A 17,573-nucleotide genomic window follows, 5' to 3' on the forward strand; every position below is an offset into this window, starting at 1 on the left:
CGGGCAGCGTGGCGCCCTCCGGCATGCTCGTGGGTTTCCCGTCAGAACGCGTGCTCGATGAACACGCCGCCAAGGAGCTGCCGAGACCCGCCCGACGCTGCCGCGGCGCCGTTGATCCACGCCCTGGCATTCGAGCCGCCGGCCAACTGATACGTGGTCTGGAGATAGATCCGGGAACGCTTCGAGAGCCATGTTTCTGCCTCGAGGAGAACCTGGTGAGCATGGCGATTCAGCAGCGGTGTGTTGCCTTTCATGTATTGGTAGTGCAGGGTCAATCCATAGTGCTGGTTGAATGACTTCGTTCCGCCGATGCCATAGGTGTCAATCACGCCTTCGCTGTTGGCATTCTCGGTGCGCGAATACAAGGTGGAGACCTGCCAGCTATCGGTGACCCACTTTGCACCGGTGCCCAAGGCGCGGATGTGTGCATTGCTGTCGGCAGTGGATGCATCCTTGAAATCCGTGAAGGCCACGGTCGCACCGAAGCGGCCGGATTCATACAGGGCGCCGAGGCTGTAAGTGCCGCCGTTGCGCACGGAGCCGGGGCGCTCGCCAAAGCCGTACATCGCACCAACCTTCAGCGGCCCGAACTGGTGCGTGTATTTGACCGCATTGGCCAGGGATTCACCGTTCGAGCGGTCATAGTCGAACGAGCCACCGCGCGCCGCACCGTAGACGCCGCCGAAATTGGTGAACGGACCCTGTGGCGCGCCCCAAAGGCCCCCATAGTACGAGCCGCTGTAGCCGCCGACCGTGAAGTAGTCGAACATGAAGTCGCGGGTGTATCCGAGCTGCACGTCGCCGAGGTTGCCGCGCAGGCCCACGACGGAGTAGGTGTTGAACAGGATGCCACCCACGCTGGCGCCAATGTCCGAGTAAAAGCGGCCGGCCAGACGGAAATATGCCGAGGTGCCGCCGCCCAGGGATTCGGTGCCATTGAACGCCAGGTAGTTGGGGCGGTGAGGTCCGGAATCGAGACCAAAGCGGCTGCCGCCAGCGGCATTCGATGTGTAGGTCGGGCCAGCGGTAACCAGACCGCTGATCGTCAAGCTGTCGGCCAGGGCGGCACCATGCAGGGCTATCAAGGCCGCGGTGCCCGCGCACTTCAGTGCGATGCGCGGGTGCTTTTGGCGGGCAGGGCCTTCACGGCCACTGTGTTCTGCAGCTTGAACCGTTTGCTTCCATATCTCCACTTCGCTCTCCGTTGAATGGCGCGTCGCTCTATGGCGGCTGCGCACCCCGGTTGCATGCGGGGTGTAGCGATGGTAGTGGCGCGGAAGGTGACGTGGTCATGCGGAATTCAGGAATCTCCATGCGGGGAAGTCATGGATAAATGCGAGGGCGCGGCATTCATGACCAGCTACGGCACGAGGTGTCCGGGCGACGCGGCCTTCGCACCCGTGATGCAGTCGCATGTCCCTTTTTTTGTATAGGGAAAGGATCTTGGCCAGAACAAGCCCTGCCACGGATTAAATAAATACATTATGGCGCCGGCATTCGTGGGCTCGAGTCCAGGCGATTCGCTATGACCAACTATCCTCCGATTTGAGTCGTTCACAGCCTCCATTGACCCGCTTTAATGGCTGGAAGGCAAAAAACTTGCGGGCGGATGTTGGAATGCGTATAAGTCAAGCGTGACCGTAAGACTGGAGATCGAGAAATGGCAACGTATCAAGAACTGTTGGCGCAGAAACAAGCATTGGAGGCCCAGATCGAAAACGCCCGCGCTACCGAAGTCGCTAGCGTCATCGAAAAGATTCGCGAATTGATGATTCAGTACGGCCTGTCGCCGGAAGACCTTGCACCGCGGCGCGGCCGGGGCCGCCCCGCTGGTACCGCTTCGGCTCAGACGGAAAAGGCGCCGCTGCCGCCGAAGTACATGGATCCCAAGACCGGCAAGACCTGGTCGGGCCGTGGCCGGGCGCCGGCATGGCTGGGCAAGCGACCCGAGCGTTTCCTCATTCCGCAGGAGTGACCGATTGCGCGAGCGTCGTCGTCCCTGGACGACGGCGACTCAACCCGCCATGCCGGACATGGATGGTGGGAAATATTGCAGCGTCTACTGTCCTGAATCGAAAATTCGCGGCATAAGTCTGCCGATAAGTCGTGTCATCCGTGGTCACGAATTCTCGCAAGGCTCCAGCCTTGCTGCGCTTCGTTCCCAGGCTTCCACGCCTTCTCGACAGACTTATTCTTGCAACAAATCACCGACCCTGGTTGAACGCCGCACAGTGCGGTAACCCGTCGACGGAAAAGACCGCGCTCAACGACTGGCGCGGTGCCGCTCAGCAGCGGATCGCGCCGGACAGGAAGCGGAAGCACTCGGCGGTCGCCGGCATCCGGGGCGCGGGTTCCTTGCGCATCATCAGCGCCACGCGGCGCTTGAAGCTGGGGCTGCCCAGGGGCACCGCGCGCAGCGCCGCATCATTGATGCCCTGCGCGTATAGCCGGGACAGCAGACCGACCGCGAGCCCCGCGCGCACCAGGCTGTAGAGCGATTCGCTGTACTGCAGCCGGTCCACCGCATGGGCATGGAAACCTTGCTGCTGCAGCAACGCCAGCGCTGACTCATGCGTGGTGCCGTGGCTGAACACGGCCAGCCGCTCGTCCTTCAACTGCTGCCAGCGCAGCGCAGGCTTGCCGGCAAGCGGATGGTCCCGCGGCAGCAGGGCAACCAGCTGGTCAGTGCCGACATCCATGGCGGTAATCTCCGGCGCCGGTCGCGTGACCCAGCCCAGGCCGATATCGATCTCGCCGTCGCAGATGGCCTGGAAAAGCGCCTCCCCCAGCATATCTGAAACCTCCACCCGCACGTCGGCGCGCTCCGTGCGCCAGTGCGCCAGCGCCGGCGCCAGCAGGTGCATGGCGGACGGCACGGCGCCAAGCCGCAGCGGCTGTGACTGTTGCGACAGGATGCGGTGCAGGTCGTCCATGCCGTGGCTGTAGCTGTTCAGCAGCCAGGTGACCACGGGCAGCACGGCCGCCCCGGCCTCGGTCAGCGTGACCCGGTGCGTGGTCCGGTCGAAAAGTCGGGTGGCCAGCACCTGCTCCAGGTCGCGGATGCTGGCCGAGAGCGCCGGCTGGGTCAGCGACAGCTCCTCGGCCGCGCGACTGAAGCTCTTCAGGCGCGCCACCACATGGAAGACCCGCAGCTGCCGCACGGTCAGCTGGCGGGCCAGGAACTCTGCCTGCCGGGTCGGATCGGTCATAAGATCAATTTATAAAAATCTAAAATTAACCAATTTTATTTGTTTTCGGTCCTTCCTTAGAATGCGGGCATTCGCCAATCCCGGACCCCGCAAATGGGGGCTGAGCCAGATATGACCGAGAACGCACTGGATACCTTCCTGAAAGCGCTGCCCAAGGTGGAGCTGCACTGCCATCTGTTCGGCTGCGTGCGCCGCGCCACCTTCACCGAGCTGGTGCGCCGGCAGGGCATGCCGTTCTCGGAAGACGAGATCGAGGCCTTCTACACCCGGGGCGAGAAGCCGGTCGGCGTGCTGCGGGTGCTGCGCGCGCTGGACAGCCAGCTTATCCGGCAGCCGGACGATCTCTACCGGCTGGCCTTCGAGTACCTGCAGGACGCGGCGGCCGAAGGCATCCGCTACAGCGAGTTCTTCTGGAACCCCACCGGCACCGCCCGGCAGTCCGGCATTCCGTACCGGGCGGCCATGGAAGCCATCGTCCGCGCGATCCTCGATGCCGAGGCCGCGTTCGGTATCGTGGGCCGGCTGGTGCCGTCGATCGACCGCGAAGCCGATCCCGCCGAGGCGGTCGAGATGGTCGACTGGGTCATCGCCGACCGCCGCGACGAGGTGGTCGGCATCGGCATCGACTACCGCGAGACCGACCGGCCGCCCGAGCTGTTCGCCGAGGCCTATCGCAAGGCGCGCGCCGCCGGGCTGAAGACCACGGCCCACGCCGGCGAGTTCGGCACGCCCTGGACCAATGTGGCCACTGCGCTGGACCTGCTGCAAGTGGATCGCATCGACCATGGCTACACCGCCATCGACAACCCCGAGTTCGCGCAGCGATGCGTGGACCGCGGCATCGTCTTCACGGTGGTGCCGACCAATTCCTACTACCTGCGCACGCTGCCGCGCGAGCGCTGGGCGCTCGATCACCCGATCCGCCATATGCCGGGCATGGGCCTGCGTGTGCATCCCAACACCGATGACCCGGTGCTGCACCATGTCACCGCCAGCCAGGCCTGGGCAATGATGGTGCGCGATTTCGGCTTCGGCCTGGACGACCTGCGACAGTTCATGCTTAACGGACTGGATGCAGCGTGGATCGACGACAGCACGCGCCGCGCGTGGCGGGCGCAACAGTGCGCCGAGTTCGATGCGCTGCGCGCCAGGCTGTTCGCGGCCCCGGCCGCCTGAGGCTGCGGCCTTGCCCGCTTCCGTTCCCAATTTTTTTGACCGCTCGGCCCGACCCGCCCGATTCTCCTGGAGCCCCGCCATGCCTGCCTGTTTTGCCCAATCGCGGTTCCGCCGCCTGCTGACCCGCGCGCTGCTGCCGATCGCACTTGCCGCACCCGCCGCGGCCATGGCCGCCGAAGCGGCCTGGCCCGCCGCCAGGCCCATCACCCTGGTGGTGCCGTACAGCGCCGGCGGCAGCACCGACGTGATCGCGCGCTTGCTCGCGCAGAAACTGGGGGAGCGGCTGCACCAGTCCGTGGTGGTGGACAACACCACCGGTGCCGGCGGCGTGATCGGCGTGCGCCGCGCGGTGCAGGCCGCGCCGGACGGCTACACCCTGGTGATGGGCGCGGACAGCTCGATCGCGATCGCACGGCTGGTCAATCCGGCGGCGGTCAAGTACGACGCGCTCAAGGACCTGGAGCCGATCGGCCTGGTCAACACCGCCGCGATGGTGCTGGTGGCCCGCTCGGGCCTGCAGGCCAACACCCTGGACGAGGTGCTGAAGCTGGCGCGCGCCCAGCCGGGCAAGCTGACCTACGCCACTTCCGGCATCGGCACCGTGCTGCAGGTGGCCATGGAAATGATCAAGGCCCAGGCCAAGGTCGAGATCAACCACGTGCCATACCGCGGCGCCGCGCAGCAGGTGACCGACCTGATGGGGCAGCAGGTCGACCTGGCCATGCTGATCAGCGCCTCGGCCATCCCGAACGTGGCGGCCGGGAAGATCAAGGGCATCGCGGTGACCTCGGCGCGGCGCCTGGAAGCCTTGCCCAAGGTGCCGGCGGCAGCGGAAACGCCCGCCTTCAAGGGCTTCGAGATCAACAGCTGGACCGGCTTGTTTGCGCCGGCGCGCACGCCCGCGCCCATCGTGGAGCGGCTGAACCGGGAACTGAACGCCATCCTGGCCTCGGCTGATGTGGTCAGGACCATGAAGGAGCAGGGCGTCACGCCGGGCCACGGCGATGCTGCCGGGTTTGCCACCTTCATCCAGCGGGAACAGGGTCGCTACGCCAGGATCGTGGAGAGTGCCGGCATCCGTGAATAGCGTTAGTGGCGGGCGCCCGGCCATTGCCGGCCGGCGCGCCGCCGGGACATAAAAGAAAACAAGGGAGGAGTAAGTTGAAGTTCAAGCGATATGCCATCGGCACCGGACTGATGGCGATGGGGGCCTGTGCGCAGGCGCAGGGGAGCGTTCAGTTGTACGGCTTGCTGTCGGCCGGCGTGGCCTATGTCAGCAATGCCGGCGGCCATCCGCTTGTCATGGCCGACAGCGGCAACCTGCAGAGCCCGCGCTGGGGCCTGCGCGGCAGCGAGGACCTGGGCCAGGGCCTGCAGGCCATCTTCGTGCTCGAGTCAGGCTTCAGCCTGAAGACCGGTGCCCTCGGCCAGAACGGCCGCCTGTTCGGCCGCCAGGCCTACGTGGGCCTGTCCAGCACCAGCGCCGGCACCGTCACGCTGGGCCGGCAGTACGACGCCGTGCCCCAGTTCCTGGGCCGGATCGAGACCGCCGGCAACGCTGTCAGCGTGGGCGATATCGACAATGCCTTCAACTCCTTCCGGGTGCAGAACGCAATCACCTACGTGACGCCCGACTTCGGCGGCGTGAAGGCAATGGCCATGTATGGTGCCAGCGACAAGGCCGGCGATATTGCCAACAACCGCGCCTACAGCTTCGGCGTGGACTACGAGCGCAACGGCCTCAAGCTGGCACTGGCGCATACCACCCTGGATAACCCGGGTAGCGCCGACAACGCCGGCGGCGCCGTGGTCGGCGACTACGGCACCATGTTCAAGCGCAGCATCGAAACCCCCAGCGCGGGCGTGCGCCGCCAGCGCGTAAGCGCCGCCGGTGGCATGTACACCGCCGGTAACGCGCAGATCGGCGCGCTGGCGACCGACACGCGCCTGAACTATGCAGATGGCAGCGACCTGCGCATCGACAACTACCACCTCAACTTCAACTACCAGGTGGTGCGCAATACCTATCTGGGCGCGGCGTGGCTATATGCCAGCGGCAAGTACTCGTCCGGCCAGGCGCCGAAGTGGCAGCAGTTCACGCTGTTCGTGGACCAGTTCCTGTCCAAGCGCACTGACATCTTCGTGATTGGGCGCTACCAGCATGCCATGGGCGATGCGCCCGCGGCGGCGATTTTCGGCTACCCGACCTCCGCCGGACGCAACCAGGTGGTGATTACCACGGGGATGAGGCATCGGTTCTGACCGGACCGGATGCCGGAGTCGGCATCCGGTTTGAATGCAGCCCGATTGCGGCTGGCTGCCGGCTCTGGCTGATGAACTGGCAGGCGAGCCACTACAGGGCAATTTGCATCAGCGTCCCGACATCGGCTGGGGGACGGTTGAGTTCCTGCGAGTGCATGACAGCAGGCGGCAGGTCGGAAAGGTTGATTGGCGCGAAGCCAAGGCGCGCGAAATAGCCGGATGCGGTCTTGGTCTGCAACACGATTGACGCGACTCCTTGCTGCCGGACATCTGCCACGATTGCGGAAAGCAGAAGCTCGCCGAGACCTGCGGACCGTGCGCGCTGCGCAACAGCCAGTCCCCGAAGAAGTCCTGTGGTCCCATAGCGTTCCAGGCCGGCACATCCGAGCAGCCCGGCATTGTCGCGGACCATGATGTAATGGGTGATATGTTCGCGTACCCCCTCGACGCAAAGTGAGGAAGCGCGCAGGAGTGCCTCAACCTCAGGCCAATCCTTCTCAGTCGCATAGCGGGGACGCATGACATAGTCCTTCATGCAAAGTTCGTCCCTTTATCCTACTTTTGCCAGGATGCTTTCGCCCGTAGGGATTCTGCCTAAGTAGATTTGCTATCTCCCGGAAGCAGTCTGGCTGGCATGTCGGGAAGACAACATTTTTGCTCTGCAGAGGCGTTCCTATGCGATGGCATGCGAGCGCAAAGTCTCCTGCATGCGCCAGCCGGTGGCCTCTAGCCCCAGATGAGCGTGGCCTCTTCCAGCAAATGACCAGGCAGGATGTAATCGCCGTGCTCGATGGCGAGTGCCTCGAGTTCAGACAGGCAGTCTTCGGATAATGCCGTCATGTCGAACTGGCAGTAGAGATATCGCTGTCGGAATGTGAGTTTTTCTCCCCGGAGCCCTCGGGCCAGCGCATCCGCAGACTCCACGCAGACATGTTCGATGGTCCGGAACTGTACGACAATGCCGCGCGATTGCCCGAGTCGTCCGAGCTCGAGCGCGTCTTCCCACGCGGATTCATAGTCCAGATCGACAGTACTATTTGCGCGCGAACTGATGTGCTCAAGCGCGCTGGCTCGATCACGTGCGACGTATACGCTCATAGGGGAGTCTCCCCGATGGGGTCATTGTGGGGAAGAATATATTCCGAAACAGGGGGCGGGGCAACCCAGTGCAGGCCCGCTGAGCGCTGCCCGGCGTGCTGGACCCCAGCCAGATCGCGTATGCTTCGCCCTGCCTCACGCGGGCGCAGGAAGGTCTTGCGTCCGTCGTTTCGCCAATGCACTGCCCCTGCGGTGGGATTGCCCCGATCTCAACTTGCCACGGTAAATCCTGTATCTCCACGGCTGACCAATGCTAAATCTGGACTTGCGCTCCATGTCGGCGCTGACGGGGATGATCAATATCGCCCTGGGCATCATCCTGCTGGCCTTTCGCCGCGCCTATCCTGCCTCCATCAAAGGGTTGCTGCCCTGGGCGCTGGCACCGATGCTTTGCGCGGCTTCCACCGCCTTCTATGCCATGGACGGGCAGTGGCCGGCCGTGCTCGTCGCGCTTGGCGGTAACGCGCTGCTGCTTGCCGGCTGCGCATTGTTCTACTTCGGCAGCCAGCGCTTCTACGGAGTGCCCTGCACCTGGAAATGGTGGCTCGTCCTGGGCATGGGCTGCCTGGCTGGCATCACGTGGTTCCTGCTGGTCCATCCCGACTACCGGATCCGCGTGTTGCTGCTGACCACGGTGCTGGCGGCGATATGCCTGATCCATGCGCGGCTGACCTGGCAACACGGCCGGGGATTTGCGCCGCGCTTCATGGCAGTTGTCCTCGCCTTCCAGGGGCTGGTCCTGCTGATGCGGGCAGCAACAACACTCTTCCAGGATGGCGTCGATACTCCGCGCTTTTCCCCTTCGGCTATTCAGACCGCATACATTGCAGCCTATTGTTTCGCATCGCTCTTTGTCTGCATCGGCCTGCTCCTGACCGTGAGTGAGCGGTTGCGTGCGCAGTTCGAGTACCTGGCACAGCGCGACGACCTGACGGGGGTACTAAGCCGCCGGGCCGTGCTGCACGCCGGCAGCAGTGAACTGAAGAGCCGGCGCGACAGCGGCCAGCCACTGTCGTTGCTGCTGATGGATATCGACCATTTCAAGCGCATCAATGACCAGCACGGACACCTGGTGGGTGACCGCGTGCTGGCGCATTTCGCCCAGACCGTGGGCCGGGCGCTGCGCCACACGGACTATCTCGGCCGTTTTGGTGGCGAAGAGTTTGTCGTGCTGCTGCCGCGTACCGGCATGGAAGCCGCGCTTGCCGTGGCCGAACAGGTGCGGCACGCCGTGGAGCAGCAGTCGGCCTGCGCGGGGCAGCCCGCCTGCACGGCAAGCCTGGGTTTGGCCAGCATCGAGGCCGGGGAAGCGACCCTTGACGAATTGCTGGCGCGGGCCGATTCGGCGCTGTATCGCGCCAAGGCTGATGGGCGCAATCGTGTTGAGGCAGGTTGAGCCACTGGCGCAGGGCCGTGCGCCGTGCATACGCCAACCATGCCGGCGCCGAGTACCACGATGTCCTTTGTCATGCCGCCTGCGCTGTCGTCCGAACTCCAGGCGCCGATTCCCTACGCAGCCCCGTCGCAAGGGAATATGACTGAACAGCAATAAATGGAATGACTGATTGCATTATCGGCAATCAGTCATTGCCTCCGCCGGCAATGGCCTGTACCAGCTGCTCGACGAAGGCCCGCGCCGCGGGCGGCAGGTTGCGCTTGGCCAGCGTCTGGATCTCGATGTAGCGCTCGTTCATCTCACGGTCCCGCAGCGGCACGGCTGCGATGGTGCCTGCCTTCAGCCGTCCTTGCACCGACAGCTCGCCGTAGAAGCTGATGGCCCCGCCGCCCGCCGCCGCGAAGCCGACCAGCGAGTCGAGATTGTTGCTGGAGAACACGGTCTCGTAGCGCAGGTCCTGACGGCTGCAACTGGTGTCGAGCAACTGCCGCAGCGAGCTGTCCTTTGGCGGCAGTGCAAGCGGATAGGCGATGACCTGCGCCAGCGAAACCTGCCGTTGCCCGGCCAGCGGATGGCCGGGCGCCATGATGGCGAGCACGGGAGCAGGGTGGCGAAGCTCCACCTCGATCTCCGGCTCGGGCAGCCCGCTCAGCGTGACACCGACGTCGGCCTCGCCATCACGGATGCGCCGGGCGACATCGCCCTGTGGGCAGACATCGAGATCGAAGCGTATGCCGGTGTGCTGTTCCCTGAACCTGGCTGCGAGTGTCGGCAGGAACTCGTGGGCGATGCCCTCGACACTGGCCAGCCGCACCCGTCCCGCGCGCAGGCCACGCAGCGCCTGGATTTCGCCGGTGACGCGCTCGATCTCCTGCTGCGAGCGCTTGGCGAACGCCGCCAGCAGCTCCCCCGCCGCGTTGGGTGCCAGGCCGCGGGCGCGCCGGTCGAACAGCAGGGTGTCGAGTTCGCTCTCGAGCTTGGCGATTTGCCGGCTGACCGCGGACGGCGCCACGTTCAGCTTCAGCGCCGCGTCTTTGACCGAACCGGTGCGCACCACCTCGAGGAAGTAGCGGACGGCGGTTTCCTGGAGCATGCGATAGGGCATTGGCCGGCTCGGCATCAAGGAGGGGAGGGGGAAGGGCTTTGCCCGATTCTACAGATTGCCGATTTGGCAATCAATTGTTCGAAACATTGCTACGAATTGAATTCGACTTGATCGTACGATTGCGTCATGAAGCGTGCTACTGCCATGCGTCGCTTCCTGTCCTGCCGGAGCATCGATATGCGATCCCCTGCCTGCCACGTCCTTTCCACGCTGACTGCCTGCGGGCTTGCCGCCGCGGCCGGCCTGGCGCCCGCCCTTGCATCCGCCCAGGACACCTATCCGTCAAAACCTGTCCAGCTGGTGCTGCCGTTCCCACCTGGCGGCGCCACCGATGTGGTCGGCCGCCTGGTGGCCAAGAAGCTGGGCGAGCGGCTCGGCCAGACTGTGGTGGTCGACAACCGCGCCGGCGCCGGCACCATTGTCGGCGCCAGTTATGTTGCGAAGTCAGCGCCGGACGGCTACACGCTGATGGCGACGTCTGGCACCACCTTCACGGTCAACCCCGCGCTCTACCCGCGGCTGCCCTACGACGCGCAGAAGAACTTCGAGCCGATCGGCCTGATCGGGTCGACCGGCCTGATCCTGCTGGCCAACCGGGAGGTGCCCGTCAACAACCTGAAGGAGTTCGTTGCCGCCGCCAGGGCCCAGCCCGGCAAGTATTCCTACGGCTCCTTTGGCGCGGGGACGACCGCGCATTTTGCCGGCGAGGCGCTGATGAACCTGACCGGCATCCACCTGCTTCACGTGCCGTACAAGGGCAGCTCGCCGGCCATGACGGACCTGATCGGCGGCCAGATTCCGTTCAGCATCGACACCGTGGCCGCGGCCCTCCCGCAGGTCAAGGCGGGCAAGATCAAGGCCATCGCGGTGACCACGGCAAAGCGCTCGGCGCTGCTGCCCGGTGTGCCGACCGTCGCCGAGAGCGGCTACCCCGGCATGGACGCCAGCACCTGGATCGCGCTGTTCGCGCCGCGCGGCTTGCCGCCGGAGGTCCATGCCAGGCTGGAAAAGGCGCTGGCCGAGACCATCGCCGACCCGGATACGCGCAAGACGCTGACGGACAACGGCATCGAGCCGTCCTACGCGCCGGGCAAGCAGGTCAGCGCCATGATCGAGAAGGAGGCGCCGCAGATGCGGGCCATCGCCCAGCGCGCCAATATCAAGCTTGACTGAGCCATATCCCACCGTTCAACCCCGGGGCCGCCGGCAGCAGCACCGCGCCGCCCAAGGAGACAACCGCCTCATGAATGCGCAGGACAATCTGACCTCGGCATCCGCCGTCGAGCTTCGCCGCCTGATCGGCGCCAGGGAAATCTCGCCGGTTGAACTGCTTGAAGCCTGCATCGCCCGCATCGAGACCTACAACCCGGCCATCAACGCGATCACCGCGACCTGTTACGAGCGCGCGCGCAAGGAGGCGAGGGCGGCCGAGCAGGCGGTCATGCGCGGCGAGCCGCTGGGCCTTCTGCACGGGCTGCCGCTGGGGGTCAAGGACCTGGAGGCGACCGCCGGGCTGCTCACCACCTATGGCTCGCCGCTGTACCGCGGCAATGTGCCCGGCGAGGACAATGCCCTGGTGGCGCGCCTGCGGGCGGCCGGCGCCATCGTCGTCGGCAAGACCAATATCCCCGAAATGGGCGCCGGCGCGAATTCGCGCAATGCGGTGTGGGGTGCCACCGGCAACCCGTTCAATCCCAACCTGAATGCGGGCGGTTCCTCCGGCGGGTCGGCTGCGGCACTGGCCGCTGATTTTCTGCCGGTCTGCACGGGCTCGGACACTGGCGGCTCGCTGCGCATCCCGGCCGCCAAATGCGGTGTGGTCGGCTTCCGGCCCTCGCCGGGCGTGGTCCCGAACTCGCGCAAGCTGCTGGGCTGGACCCCGATTTCGGTGGTCGGCCCGATGGGCCGCACGGTCGCCGACACCTGCCTGCAGCTTGCCGCATCAGCCGGCGCGTCGGTCACCGATCCGCTGAGCTACGAACTCGACCCGACCGCCTTCCTGTCGCCGGCGCACATCGAGCTGTCCAGCTTGCGCGTCGGCTGGACGGAGGATTTTGGCAGCTGCAGCGTGGATGACGGCATCCGCCGCGTGTTCCGCGCAAGGATCGCCGCAATGCGGCACCTGTTCAAGTGCTGCGACGAGGTCAGCTTCGCGCTGGGCGATGTGCACCGCTGCTTCGACGTGCTGCGCGCCGAGAGCTTCGTCGCCAGCCTGCACGAGGCTTACCAGCGCGACCCCGCCAGCCTCGGTCCCAACACCCGAGCCAACTACGAAATGGGTGCACGGATGACGCTTGCCGACAGCTCCTGGGCGCAGGCCGAGGAGACGCGCATCCTGCAGCGCTTTCAGCGGGCCTGCCAGGACTATGACGTGATCCTGTCGCCGACCACGCCGGTCTCTCCGTTCCCGTGGACCTGCCTCTACGCAGATACCATCAATGGCGAGAAGCAGGAAAACTACTATCGCTGGCTGGCACTGACCTATGTCGTCACCCTGACCACGCACCCTGCCATTTCGTTGCCGTGCGGCGTTGACGAGCACGGCATGCCATTCGGCCTGCAGATCACCGGCCGATTCCGGGGCGACGCGCAGACGCTGGGCGTGGCGCAGGCGTTGGAAACGGCCTTTGCCGCGTCGCCGGCCTTGCGCCGGCCCATTCCGAATCTCGACGCGATCACGCCGGCCGAGCCTGCGCTTCGCTCGATCGTTACAGCGCCGCCGATCCCCGGCGAGGCAGCGCAGTCGGGAGGTATTTCGGCAGTGTAGGGCCCGTTCACATATAAAACGCGCGGCAAGCGCCGGGAACAAGCGGGCGCGCCGCGCATGCCATCGCAGGATGGGCGCTGGCGGCTCAGAGCGGAATTTGCGTGGTCGACAGCACCTGCTTGAGCACCATGAAGGAGCGGATCTGCCGCACGCCCGGCAGGTACAGCAGCTGTTCCGCGTGCAGCCGGTTGAAGCTCTCGCTGTCCTTTGTGCGCACCATCATGAAGTAGTCGAACTCGCCCGTCACCACGTGGCACTCCATGCAGCCCGAGACCTTCTGCGCGGCCTGCTCGAACTGGGCGAAGGACTCGGGGGTGGAGCGGTCCAGCACCACCCCGATCAGCACCAGCATGCCGGCCTCCAGCGCGGCCGGGTTCAGCAGTGCCACGATCCCGCGAATCAACCCCATTTCCTTGAGCCGCTCGACGCGCCGCAGGCATGCCGGCGGACTCAGGTTGACCTTGGCCGCCAGCGCCACGTTGGAGATCGAGGCGTCCTGCTGCAACGCGCGCAGGATCGCCTTGTCGGTGCGATCCAATGCGTCGATTCCGGGCCCCGGCTGCTCGGATTTGGTGCGAAATGTTGTTTCGTCCATGGCCTGATCAGAGAAATTCTGACATCAAAAATGGAGCCTCTATTTTTTTATAGTGCGCAAATCCGGTGATCTTTGCAAGCACGTTTCGCGCGTTTTTCCCTAGCATGAAGCCATCTCAGCATCAGGGAAAAGGAGCCGGACATGCCAGTGTTCTTCGCCAGCCTCGATGCGTGGATACCCGCCCACCACAGAGGAGTCGTCACCATGAATCTCAAGCGCTTCCCGCGTTACCCGTTGACCTTTGGCCCCACCCCGATCCAGCCCCTGAAGCGCCTGAGCTCGCATCTGGGCGGCAAGGTCGAGCTCTACGCCAAGCGCGAGGACTGCAACAGCGGCCTGGCCTTCGGCGGCAACAAGACCCGCAAGCTGGAATACCTGATTCCCGATGTGCTGGAGCAGGGCGCCGACACGCTGGTATCGATCGGCGGCATCCAGTCCAACCAGACCCGCCAGGTCGCGGCCGTGGCCGCCCACCTGGGCCTGAAGTGCGTGCTGGTGCAGGAGAACTGGGTCAACTACTCCGACGCCGTCTATGACCGCGTCGGCAATATCCAGATGTCGCGCATCATGGGCGCCGACGTGCGCCTGGTCAGCGACGGCTTCGACATCGGCATTCGCAGGAGCTGGGAAGAGGCCATGGAGAGCGTGCGCCAGGCCGGCGGCAAGCCCTATCCGATTCCCGCCGGCTGCTCCGAACACCCGCTTGGCGGCCTGGGCTTCGTCGGTTTTGCCGAGGAGGTGCGCGCGCAGGAGGCGGAGCTTGGCTTCAAGTTTGACTACATCGTTGTGTGCTCGGTGACCGGCAGCACGCAGGCCGGCATGGTGGTGGGGTTTGCCGCCGACGGCCGCGCCGACCGCGTGATCGGCATCGACGCCTCGGCCAAGCCCGAGCAGACGCGCGCGCAGATCCTGCGCATCGCGCGCCATACCGCGGAGCTGGTCGACCTCGGTCGCGGCATCACCGATGCCGACGTCGTGCTCGACACGCGCTACGGCGGCCCCGAGTACGGATTGCCGTCCGAAGGAACGCTCGAGGCGATCCGCCTGTGCGCGAAGTACGAGGGCGTCATGACCGATCCGGTCTACGAAGGCAAGTCGATGCAGGGGATGATCGACCGCGTGCGCCGCGGCGAATTTCCCGAGGGTTCGAAGGTGCTATATGCGCACCTCGGCGGCGTGCCCGCGCTGAACGCCTACAGCTTCCTGTTCCGCAACGGCTGAGCGGCCCACGCCTGTGCGGCGCCGGCACCTGCCACGGGCGCCGCGGGTCTGGGCAGGCAGGTGGCAACGTGCTGGGCTGCACGCTGGCGGCGCTCGCACACATCAAGCGATCGGAGGGGAAGCAAATGAACAGAGTTCAACGCTTGGCGGGCGCGGCGCTGGAGGCGCTCGTGCTATCGGGGGTCGCGCTGTTGGGGCTGGCGGCTGCCGGCACCCAGGCCCGGGCCCAGGGCGGCTATCCGGCCAGACCGGTAACGCTGGTGGTGCCGTTCCCTGCCGGGGGCGCAGTCGACATCATCGGGCGCATGGTCGGCAAGACGCTCGGCGAGCGGCTCGGCCAGCCGGTGGTGATCGAAAACCGCGCGGGCGCCGGCACCATCGTCGGCGCCAGCTATGTCGCCAAGGCCGCGCCGGACGGCTACACGCTGTTCATCAGCTCGGGCTCGACCTTCACCGTCAATCCGGCGATCAACGCGAGCCTGCCCTACGACCCGGTGAAGAGCTTCGAGCCGCTCGGCCTGGTAGCGCGCGTGCCGCTGATCGTGCTCGCCAATCGCGATGTGCCTGCGACCAGCCTCAGGCAGCTCGTGTCGATGGCGAAGGCCGAGCCCGGCAAGTATGCATACGGTTCGTTCGGCAGCGGCACCACCGGCCACTTCGCGGGCGAGATGCTGCTCGAGGCCACCGGCATCAGGCTGCAGCATATTCCCTACAAGGGCAGCGCGCCGGCAGTGGCCGACCTGATCGGCGGCCAGATCCCGTTTTCGGTGGATACCATCGCCGCCTCGCTGCCGCACATTCGCAGCGGCCGGATCAAGCCGATCGCTGTAACCGGCGCCCGGCGCGCGACGCTGCTGCCCGAGGTGCCGACCGTGGCCGAGTCGGGCTATCCCGGCTTCGACGCCGATGCCTGGGTGGCGGTTGCGGCGCCGCGCGGCCTGCCCGCGGACGTGCGCGCGCGGCTGGGCAAGGCGCTTGCCGATGTCACCAGGGACCCGGAGATCCAGAAGAAACTGATCGCCAACGGGCTGGAGCCGGCCTATGCCACGCCCGAGCAGGTCAGCGCGATGATCGACCAGGAGCTGCCGCGCATGCGCGCGATCGCGCAGCGAGCCGGCATCCATGCCGACTGAAGCCAGCTGAAGCGGGCAGGAGGAGGCAACATGGACCTGCCAGCTATCGCGAAGGCGCGCCTGCATTGACTCGCGCGCTGATACTGGCGACGCGACATGAGCGGGTATTCGCGTTTTCCCCGTAAAAGAACGTCGCCGGTGGAGCGAGATGCCGCAAATAGGGTTGGAAATCCCGGCTGCCAATGCATATCTTCGATCGTTCCGAGGCCGCGCCGAGAAGAACCTCTCTTGCCGCGTGGTCGGCTTTGTCCAGCCCCACGGCGCGCGAGCGCTGATCGGTCAGATCATCGTCAACCAGCACATATCGCCCTGGCAGCAGGTGGGCGAGCATGAAATCGCTCAGCGCTTCCTGGACCGATATTGACAGGCCAAATAATCGCTTGGGCATATTGGCGGGATTGACGCCTCCCCAGTCGTAGGTGCCTCCCTCGCGATTGCGGCGGGGGTCCACGGTAAATTTCGACGACATGGTGCCAATCGCCATGACATGGATTTCAGCCGCTGACCGAAGCAGGGAATACTGCGCTTCGTGCACGGCCAGCAAGCCCGGCGCATTGGCGTACAGGCCACCATCGACAAATTGATTATTATTGAATGTGTAGCGTGAAAAATAAGCCGGCGCGGCACTGGTGGCCATCGCGATATCCACGATGCGGAATTTATGATCCCGCTTGAAATTGATATGGTGCGGGGTCTTGAAGATTTGCGGCCGGCCCGTCGAGTAATTGATCGCCGGAATGACCACCCGGTGCCTGCAAGCCCCCAGCACACCATCGCCGAACATCTCCCTACCGGCAAGCAGTTCCGCCAGGCGCCGCGAGGAAAAGGGAGCCCGCCAGATTCCGGCGAGCGACCAGCGCCGCTTGAAGATCTCCTCCCCATATTCCGTCAGCAGGGCGACAATGCGGCTCGCCGGCACCTCCAGCGCAAGTGCCAGGGCAATGATTCCCCCGATCGAGGTCCCGGCAATCAGGTCGAACCGGGTCGCGATCGGCGCACTGATTTCGTCCTCGAAATCGGCAAGCAGCTTTGCCGTGTACAGTCCACGGAAGCCACCGCCCGAGAGGGCAAGGATCTGAAACCGGGATTGGGCGGCCTCGTTCAAGAATTTCCCTCCCTCCAGCCGGGCACGAATCGGTTGTTTACCCTTTGGCTCGGGTGAAAATGCGCAGTTCTTTGGACTATCTCAATAATCGTGCCGTAGCCGCAGCGCAGACTACGCATGGTGGCAACGGCGAGCGCCGCGAGATGCCACGCAGATCCATACTAGACAATCCCGGAATTTTTTCTCGGCATATTTCACGCACTCACGTCCTGCGCAAGCCATCGACCTCGTACAGGGATTTAAGCGACGTTTAATTCTGATTTTCAGCGCAGCGGGGCGCGTTGTCGCATAAATCCGGGTGCCGGACCGTCGTCCGGATATCGGCAAGCAGAGATCGCCGAGCGCCATGATAGAAAGGCTGATGGCCATTCGTCCGTATCGCAAGTTATCTACGGAACCGGAAACCAGGCGAGTGATGCCGATAATCGTTCATCTGATTGCAATCGCACCCATCTCGGTTCACTATAGCGCGGGCGGGCGGCGAGGCCAGCCGCCATTTGCTGACC

Annotated in this window: 16 protein-coding genes; 9 read left to right on the plus strand and 7 right to left on the minus strand. The window is 65.0% G+C overall.

Features of this window, described 5'->3' with window-relative positions; all coding sequences use genetic code 11:
- Positions 1–41 precede the first annotated feature (41 nt).
- On the minus strand, positions 42–1,193 hold the full coding sequence (locus tag ACZ5MJ_RS28585) for a porin (protein WP_464224312.1): 1,152 nt from the start codon (positions 1,191–1,193) through the stop codon (positions 42–44).
- Between the two features lie 467 nt (positions 1,194–1,660).
- On the opposite strand from ACZ5MJ_RS28585, the gene ACZ5MJ_RS28590 reads away from it, so the two are divergent.
- The gene (locus tag ACZ5MJ_RS28590) at positions 1,661–1,975 is read left to right on the plus strand and encodes an H-NS histone family protein (protein WP_464224314.1); all 315 of its coding nucleotides are present in this window, start codon (positions 1,661–1,663) and stop codon (positions 1,973–1,975) included.
- Positions 1,976–2,285: 310 nt separating this feature from the next.
- On the opposite strand, the gene ACZ5MJ_RS28595 is transcribed toward ACZ5MJ_RS28590, so the two are convergent.
- Positions 2,286–3,209, minus strand: coding sequence for a LysR family transcriptional regulator (locus tag ACZ5MJ_RS28595; protein ID WP_464224315.1), 924 nt, complete (start codon positions 3,207–3,209; stop codon positions 2,286–2,288).
- Positions 3,210–3,320: 111 nt separating this feature from the next.
- Here ACZ5MJ_RS28595 and add point away from each other — a divergent pair, with 111 nt between their 5' ends.
- From add to ACZ5MJ_RS28610, 3 genes are all read left to right on the plus strand, one after another.
- A complete protein-coding gene (add, locus tag ACZ5MJ_RS28600) occupies positions 3,321–4,385 on the plus strand; it encodes an adenosine deaminase (RefSeq protein ID WP_464224316.1) in 1,065 nt (354 codons plus the stop codon).
- Positions 4,386–4,464: 79 nt separating this feature from the next.
- On the plus strand, positions 4,465–5,472 hold the full coding sequence (locus ACZ5MJ_RS28605; protein WP_464224317.1) for a Bug family tripartite tricarboxylate transporter substrate binding protein: 1,008 nt from the start codon (positions 4,465–4,467) through the stop codon (positions 5,470–5,472).
- 74 nt (positions 5,473–5,546) lie between these two features.
- The gene (locus tag ACZ5MJ_RS28610) at positions 5,547–6,647 is read left to right on the plus strand and encodes a porin (protein ID WP_464224318.1); all 1,101 of its coding nucleotides are present in this window, start codon (positions 5,547–5,549) and stop codon (positions 6,645–6,647) included.
- 91 nt (positions 6,648–6,738) lie between these two features.
- Here the strand turns inward: ACZ5MJ_RS28610 and ACZ5MJ_RS28615 are convergent, their stop codons facing one another.
- Positions 6,739–7,182, minus strand: coding sequence for a GNAT family N-acetyltransferase (locus ACZ5MJ_RS28615; RefSeq protein ID WP_464224319.1), 444 nt, complete (start codon positions 7,180–7,182; stop codon positions 6,739–6,741).
- A gap of 191 nt (positions 7,183–7,373) precedes the next feature.
- Positions 7,374–7,745 carry a PHA-granule associated protein 4 gene (locus ACZ5MJ_RS28620; RefSeq protein ID WP_464224320.1) on the minus strand — a complete coding sequence of 124 codons (372 nt, stop codon included), beginning with the start codon at positions 7,743–7,745 and terminating at the stop codon, positions 7,374–7,376.
- Positions 7,746–8,019: 274 nt separating this feature from the next.
- On the opposite strand from ACZ5MJ_RS28620, the gene ACZ5MJ_RS28625 reads away from it, so the two are divergent.
- Positions 8,020–9,141, plus strand: coding sequence for a GGDEF domain-containing protein (locus ACZ5MJ_RS28625; protein WP_464224321.1), 1,122 nt, complete (start codon positions 8,020–8,022; stop codon positions 9,139–9,141).
- A gap of 184 nt (positions 9,142–9,325) precedes the next feature.
- Here the strand turns inward: ACZ5MJ_RS28625 and ACZ5MJ_RS28630 are convergent, their stop codons facing one another.
- On the minus strand, positions 9,326–10,246 hold the full coding sequence (locus tag ACZ5MJ_RS28630) for a LysR family transcriptional regulator (RefSeq protein WP_464224322.1): 921 nt from the start codon (positions 10,244–10,246) through the stop codon (positions 9,326–9,328).
- A gap of 177 nt (positions 10,247–10,423) precedes the next feature.
- On the opposite strand from ACZ5MJ_RS28630, the gene ACZ5MJ_RS28635 reads away from it, so the two are divergent.
- Together ACZ5MJ_RS28635 and ACZ5MJ_RS28640 are read left to right on the plus strand one after the other, a co-directional pair.
- Positions 10,424–11,419, plus strand: a complete 996-nt coding sequence (locus tag ACZ5MJ_RS28635; RefSeq protein ID WP_464224323.1) for a Bug family tripartite tricarboxylate transporter substrate binding protein — start codon at positions 10,424–10,426, stop codon at positions 11,417–11,419.
- A gap of 70 nt (positions 11,420–11,489) precedes the next feature.
- Entirely contained in the window at positions 11,490–13,013 is a 1,524-nt protein-coding gene (locus ACZ5MJ_RS28640) for an amidase (RefSeq protein WP_464224324.1), read from the plus strand.
- 85 nt (positions 13,014–13,098) lie between these two features.
- Here ACZ5MJ_RS28640 and ACZ5MJ_RS28645 read toward each other — a convergent pair whose 3' ends face one another.
- The gene (locus ACZ5MJ_RS28645) at positions 13,099–13,608 is read right to left on the minus strand and encodes an Lrp/AsnC family transcriptional regulator (protein WP_464224325.1); all 510 of its coding nucleotides are present in this window, start codon (positions 13,606–13,608) and stop codon (positions 13,099–13,101) included.
- Between the two features lie 204 nt (positions 13,609–13,812).
- Here ACZ5MJ_RS28645 and ACZ5MJ_RS28650 point away from each other — a divergent pair, with 204 nt between their 5' ends.
- Positions 13,813–14,829: a 1-aminocyclopropane-1-carboxylate deaminase gene (locus ACZ5MJ_RS28650; protein ID WP_464226635.1), complete on the plus strand. Its 1,017-nt coding sequence runs from the start codon at positions 13,813–13,815 to the stop codon at positions 14,827–14,829.
- A 125-nt stretch (positions 14,830–14,954) separates the two neighbouring features.
- A complete protein-coding gene (locus ACZ5MJ_RS28655; RefSeq protein WP_464224326.1) occupies positions 14,955–15,962 on the plus strand; it encodes a Bug family tripartite tricarboxylate transporter substrate binding protein in 1,008 nt (335 codons plus the stop codon).
- 43 nt (positions 15,963–16,005) lie between these two features.
- On the opposite strand, the gene ACZ5MJ_RS28660 is transcribed toward ACZ5MJ_RS28655, so the two are convergent.
- The gene (locus tag ACZ5MJ_RS28660; RefSeq protein ID WP_464224327.1) at positions 16,006–17,067 is read right to left on the minus strand and encodes a CBASS cGAMP-activated phospholipase; all 1,062 of its coding nucleotides are present in this window, start codon (positions 17,065–17,067) and stop codon (positions 16,006–16,008) included.
- Positions 17,068–17,573 lie beyond the last annotated feature (506 nt).

The organism is Cupriavidus sp. LA-1, assembly GCF_055385985.1.

Coding starts and splice junctions, on each gene's coding strand:
- add (WP_464224316.1), top strand. CDS start 3,321: ATGACCGAGAACGCACTGGATACCTTCCTGAAAGCGCTGCCCAAGGTG.
- ACZ5MJ_RS28615 (WP_464224319.1), bottom strand. CDS start 7,182: ATGAAGGACTATGTCATGCGTCCCCGCTATGCGACTGAGAAGGATTGG.
- ACZ5MJ_RS28625 (WP_464224321.1), top strand. CDS start 8,020: ATGTCGGCGCTGACGGGGATGATCAATATCGCCCTGGGCATCATCCTG.
- ACZ5MJ_RS28590 (WP_464224314.1), top strand. CDS start 1,661: ATGGCAACGTATCAAGAACTGTTGGCGCAGAAACAAGCATTGGAGGCC.
- ACZ5MJ_RS28645 (WP_464224325.1), bottom strand. CDS start 13,608: ATGGACGAAACAACATTTCGCACCAAATCCGAGCAGCCGGGGCCCGGA.
- ACZ5MJ_RS28630 (WP_464224322.1), bottom strand. CDS start 10,246: ATGCCCTATCGCATGCTCCAGGAAACCGCCGTCCGCTACTTCCTCGAG.
- ACZ5MJ_RS28635 (WP_464224323.1), top strand. CDS start 10,424: ATGCGATCCCCTGCCTGCCACGTCCTTTCCACGCTGACTGCCTGCGGG.
- ACZ5MJ_RS28640 (WP_464224324.1), top strand. CDS start 11,490: ATGAATGCGCAGGACAATCTGACCTCGGCATCCGCCGTCGAGCTTCGC.
- ACZ5MJ_RS28605 (WP_464224317.1), top strand. CDS start 4,465: ATGCCTGCCTGTTTTGCCCAATCGCGGTTCCGCCGCCTGCTGACCCGC.
- ACZ5MJ_RS28595 (WP_464224315.1), bottom strand. CDS start 3,209: ATGACCGATCCGACCCGGCAGGCAGAGTTCCTGGCCCGCCAGCTGACC.
- ACZ5MJ_RS28650 (WP_464226635.1), top strand. CDS start 13,813: ATGAATCTCAAGCGCTTCCCGCGTTACCCGTTGACCTTTGGCCCCACC.
- ACZ5MJ_RS28620 (WP_464224320.1), bottom strand. CDS start 7,745: ATGAGCGTATACGTCGCACGTGATCGAGCCAGCGCGCTTGAGCACATC.
- ACZ5MJ_RS28655 (WP_464224326.1), top strand. CDS start 14,955: ATGAACAGAGTTCAACGCTTGGCGGGCGCGGCGCTGGAGGCGCTCGTG.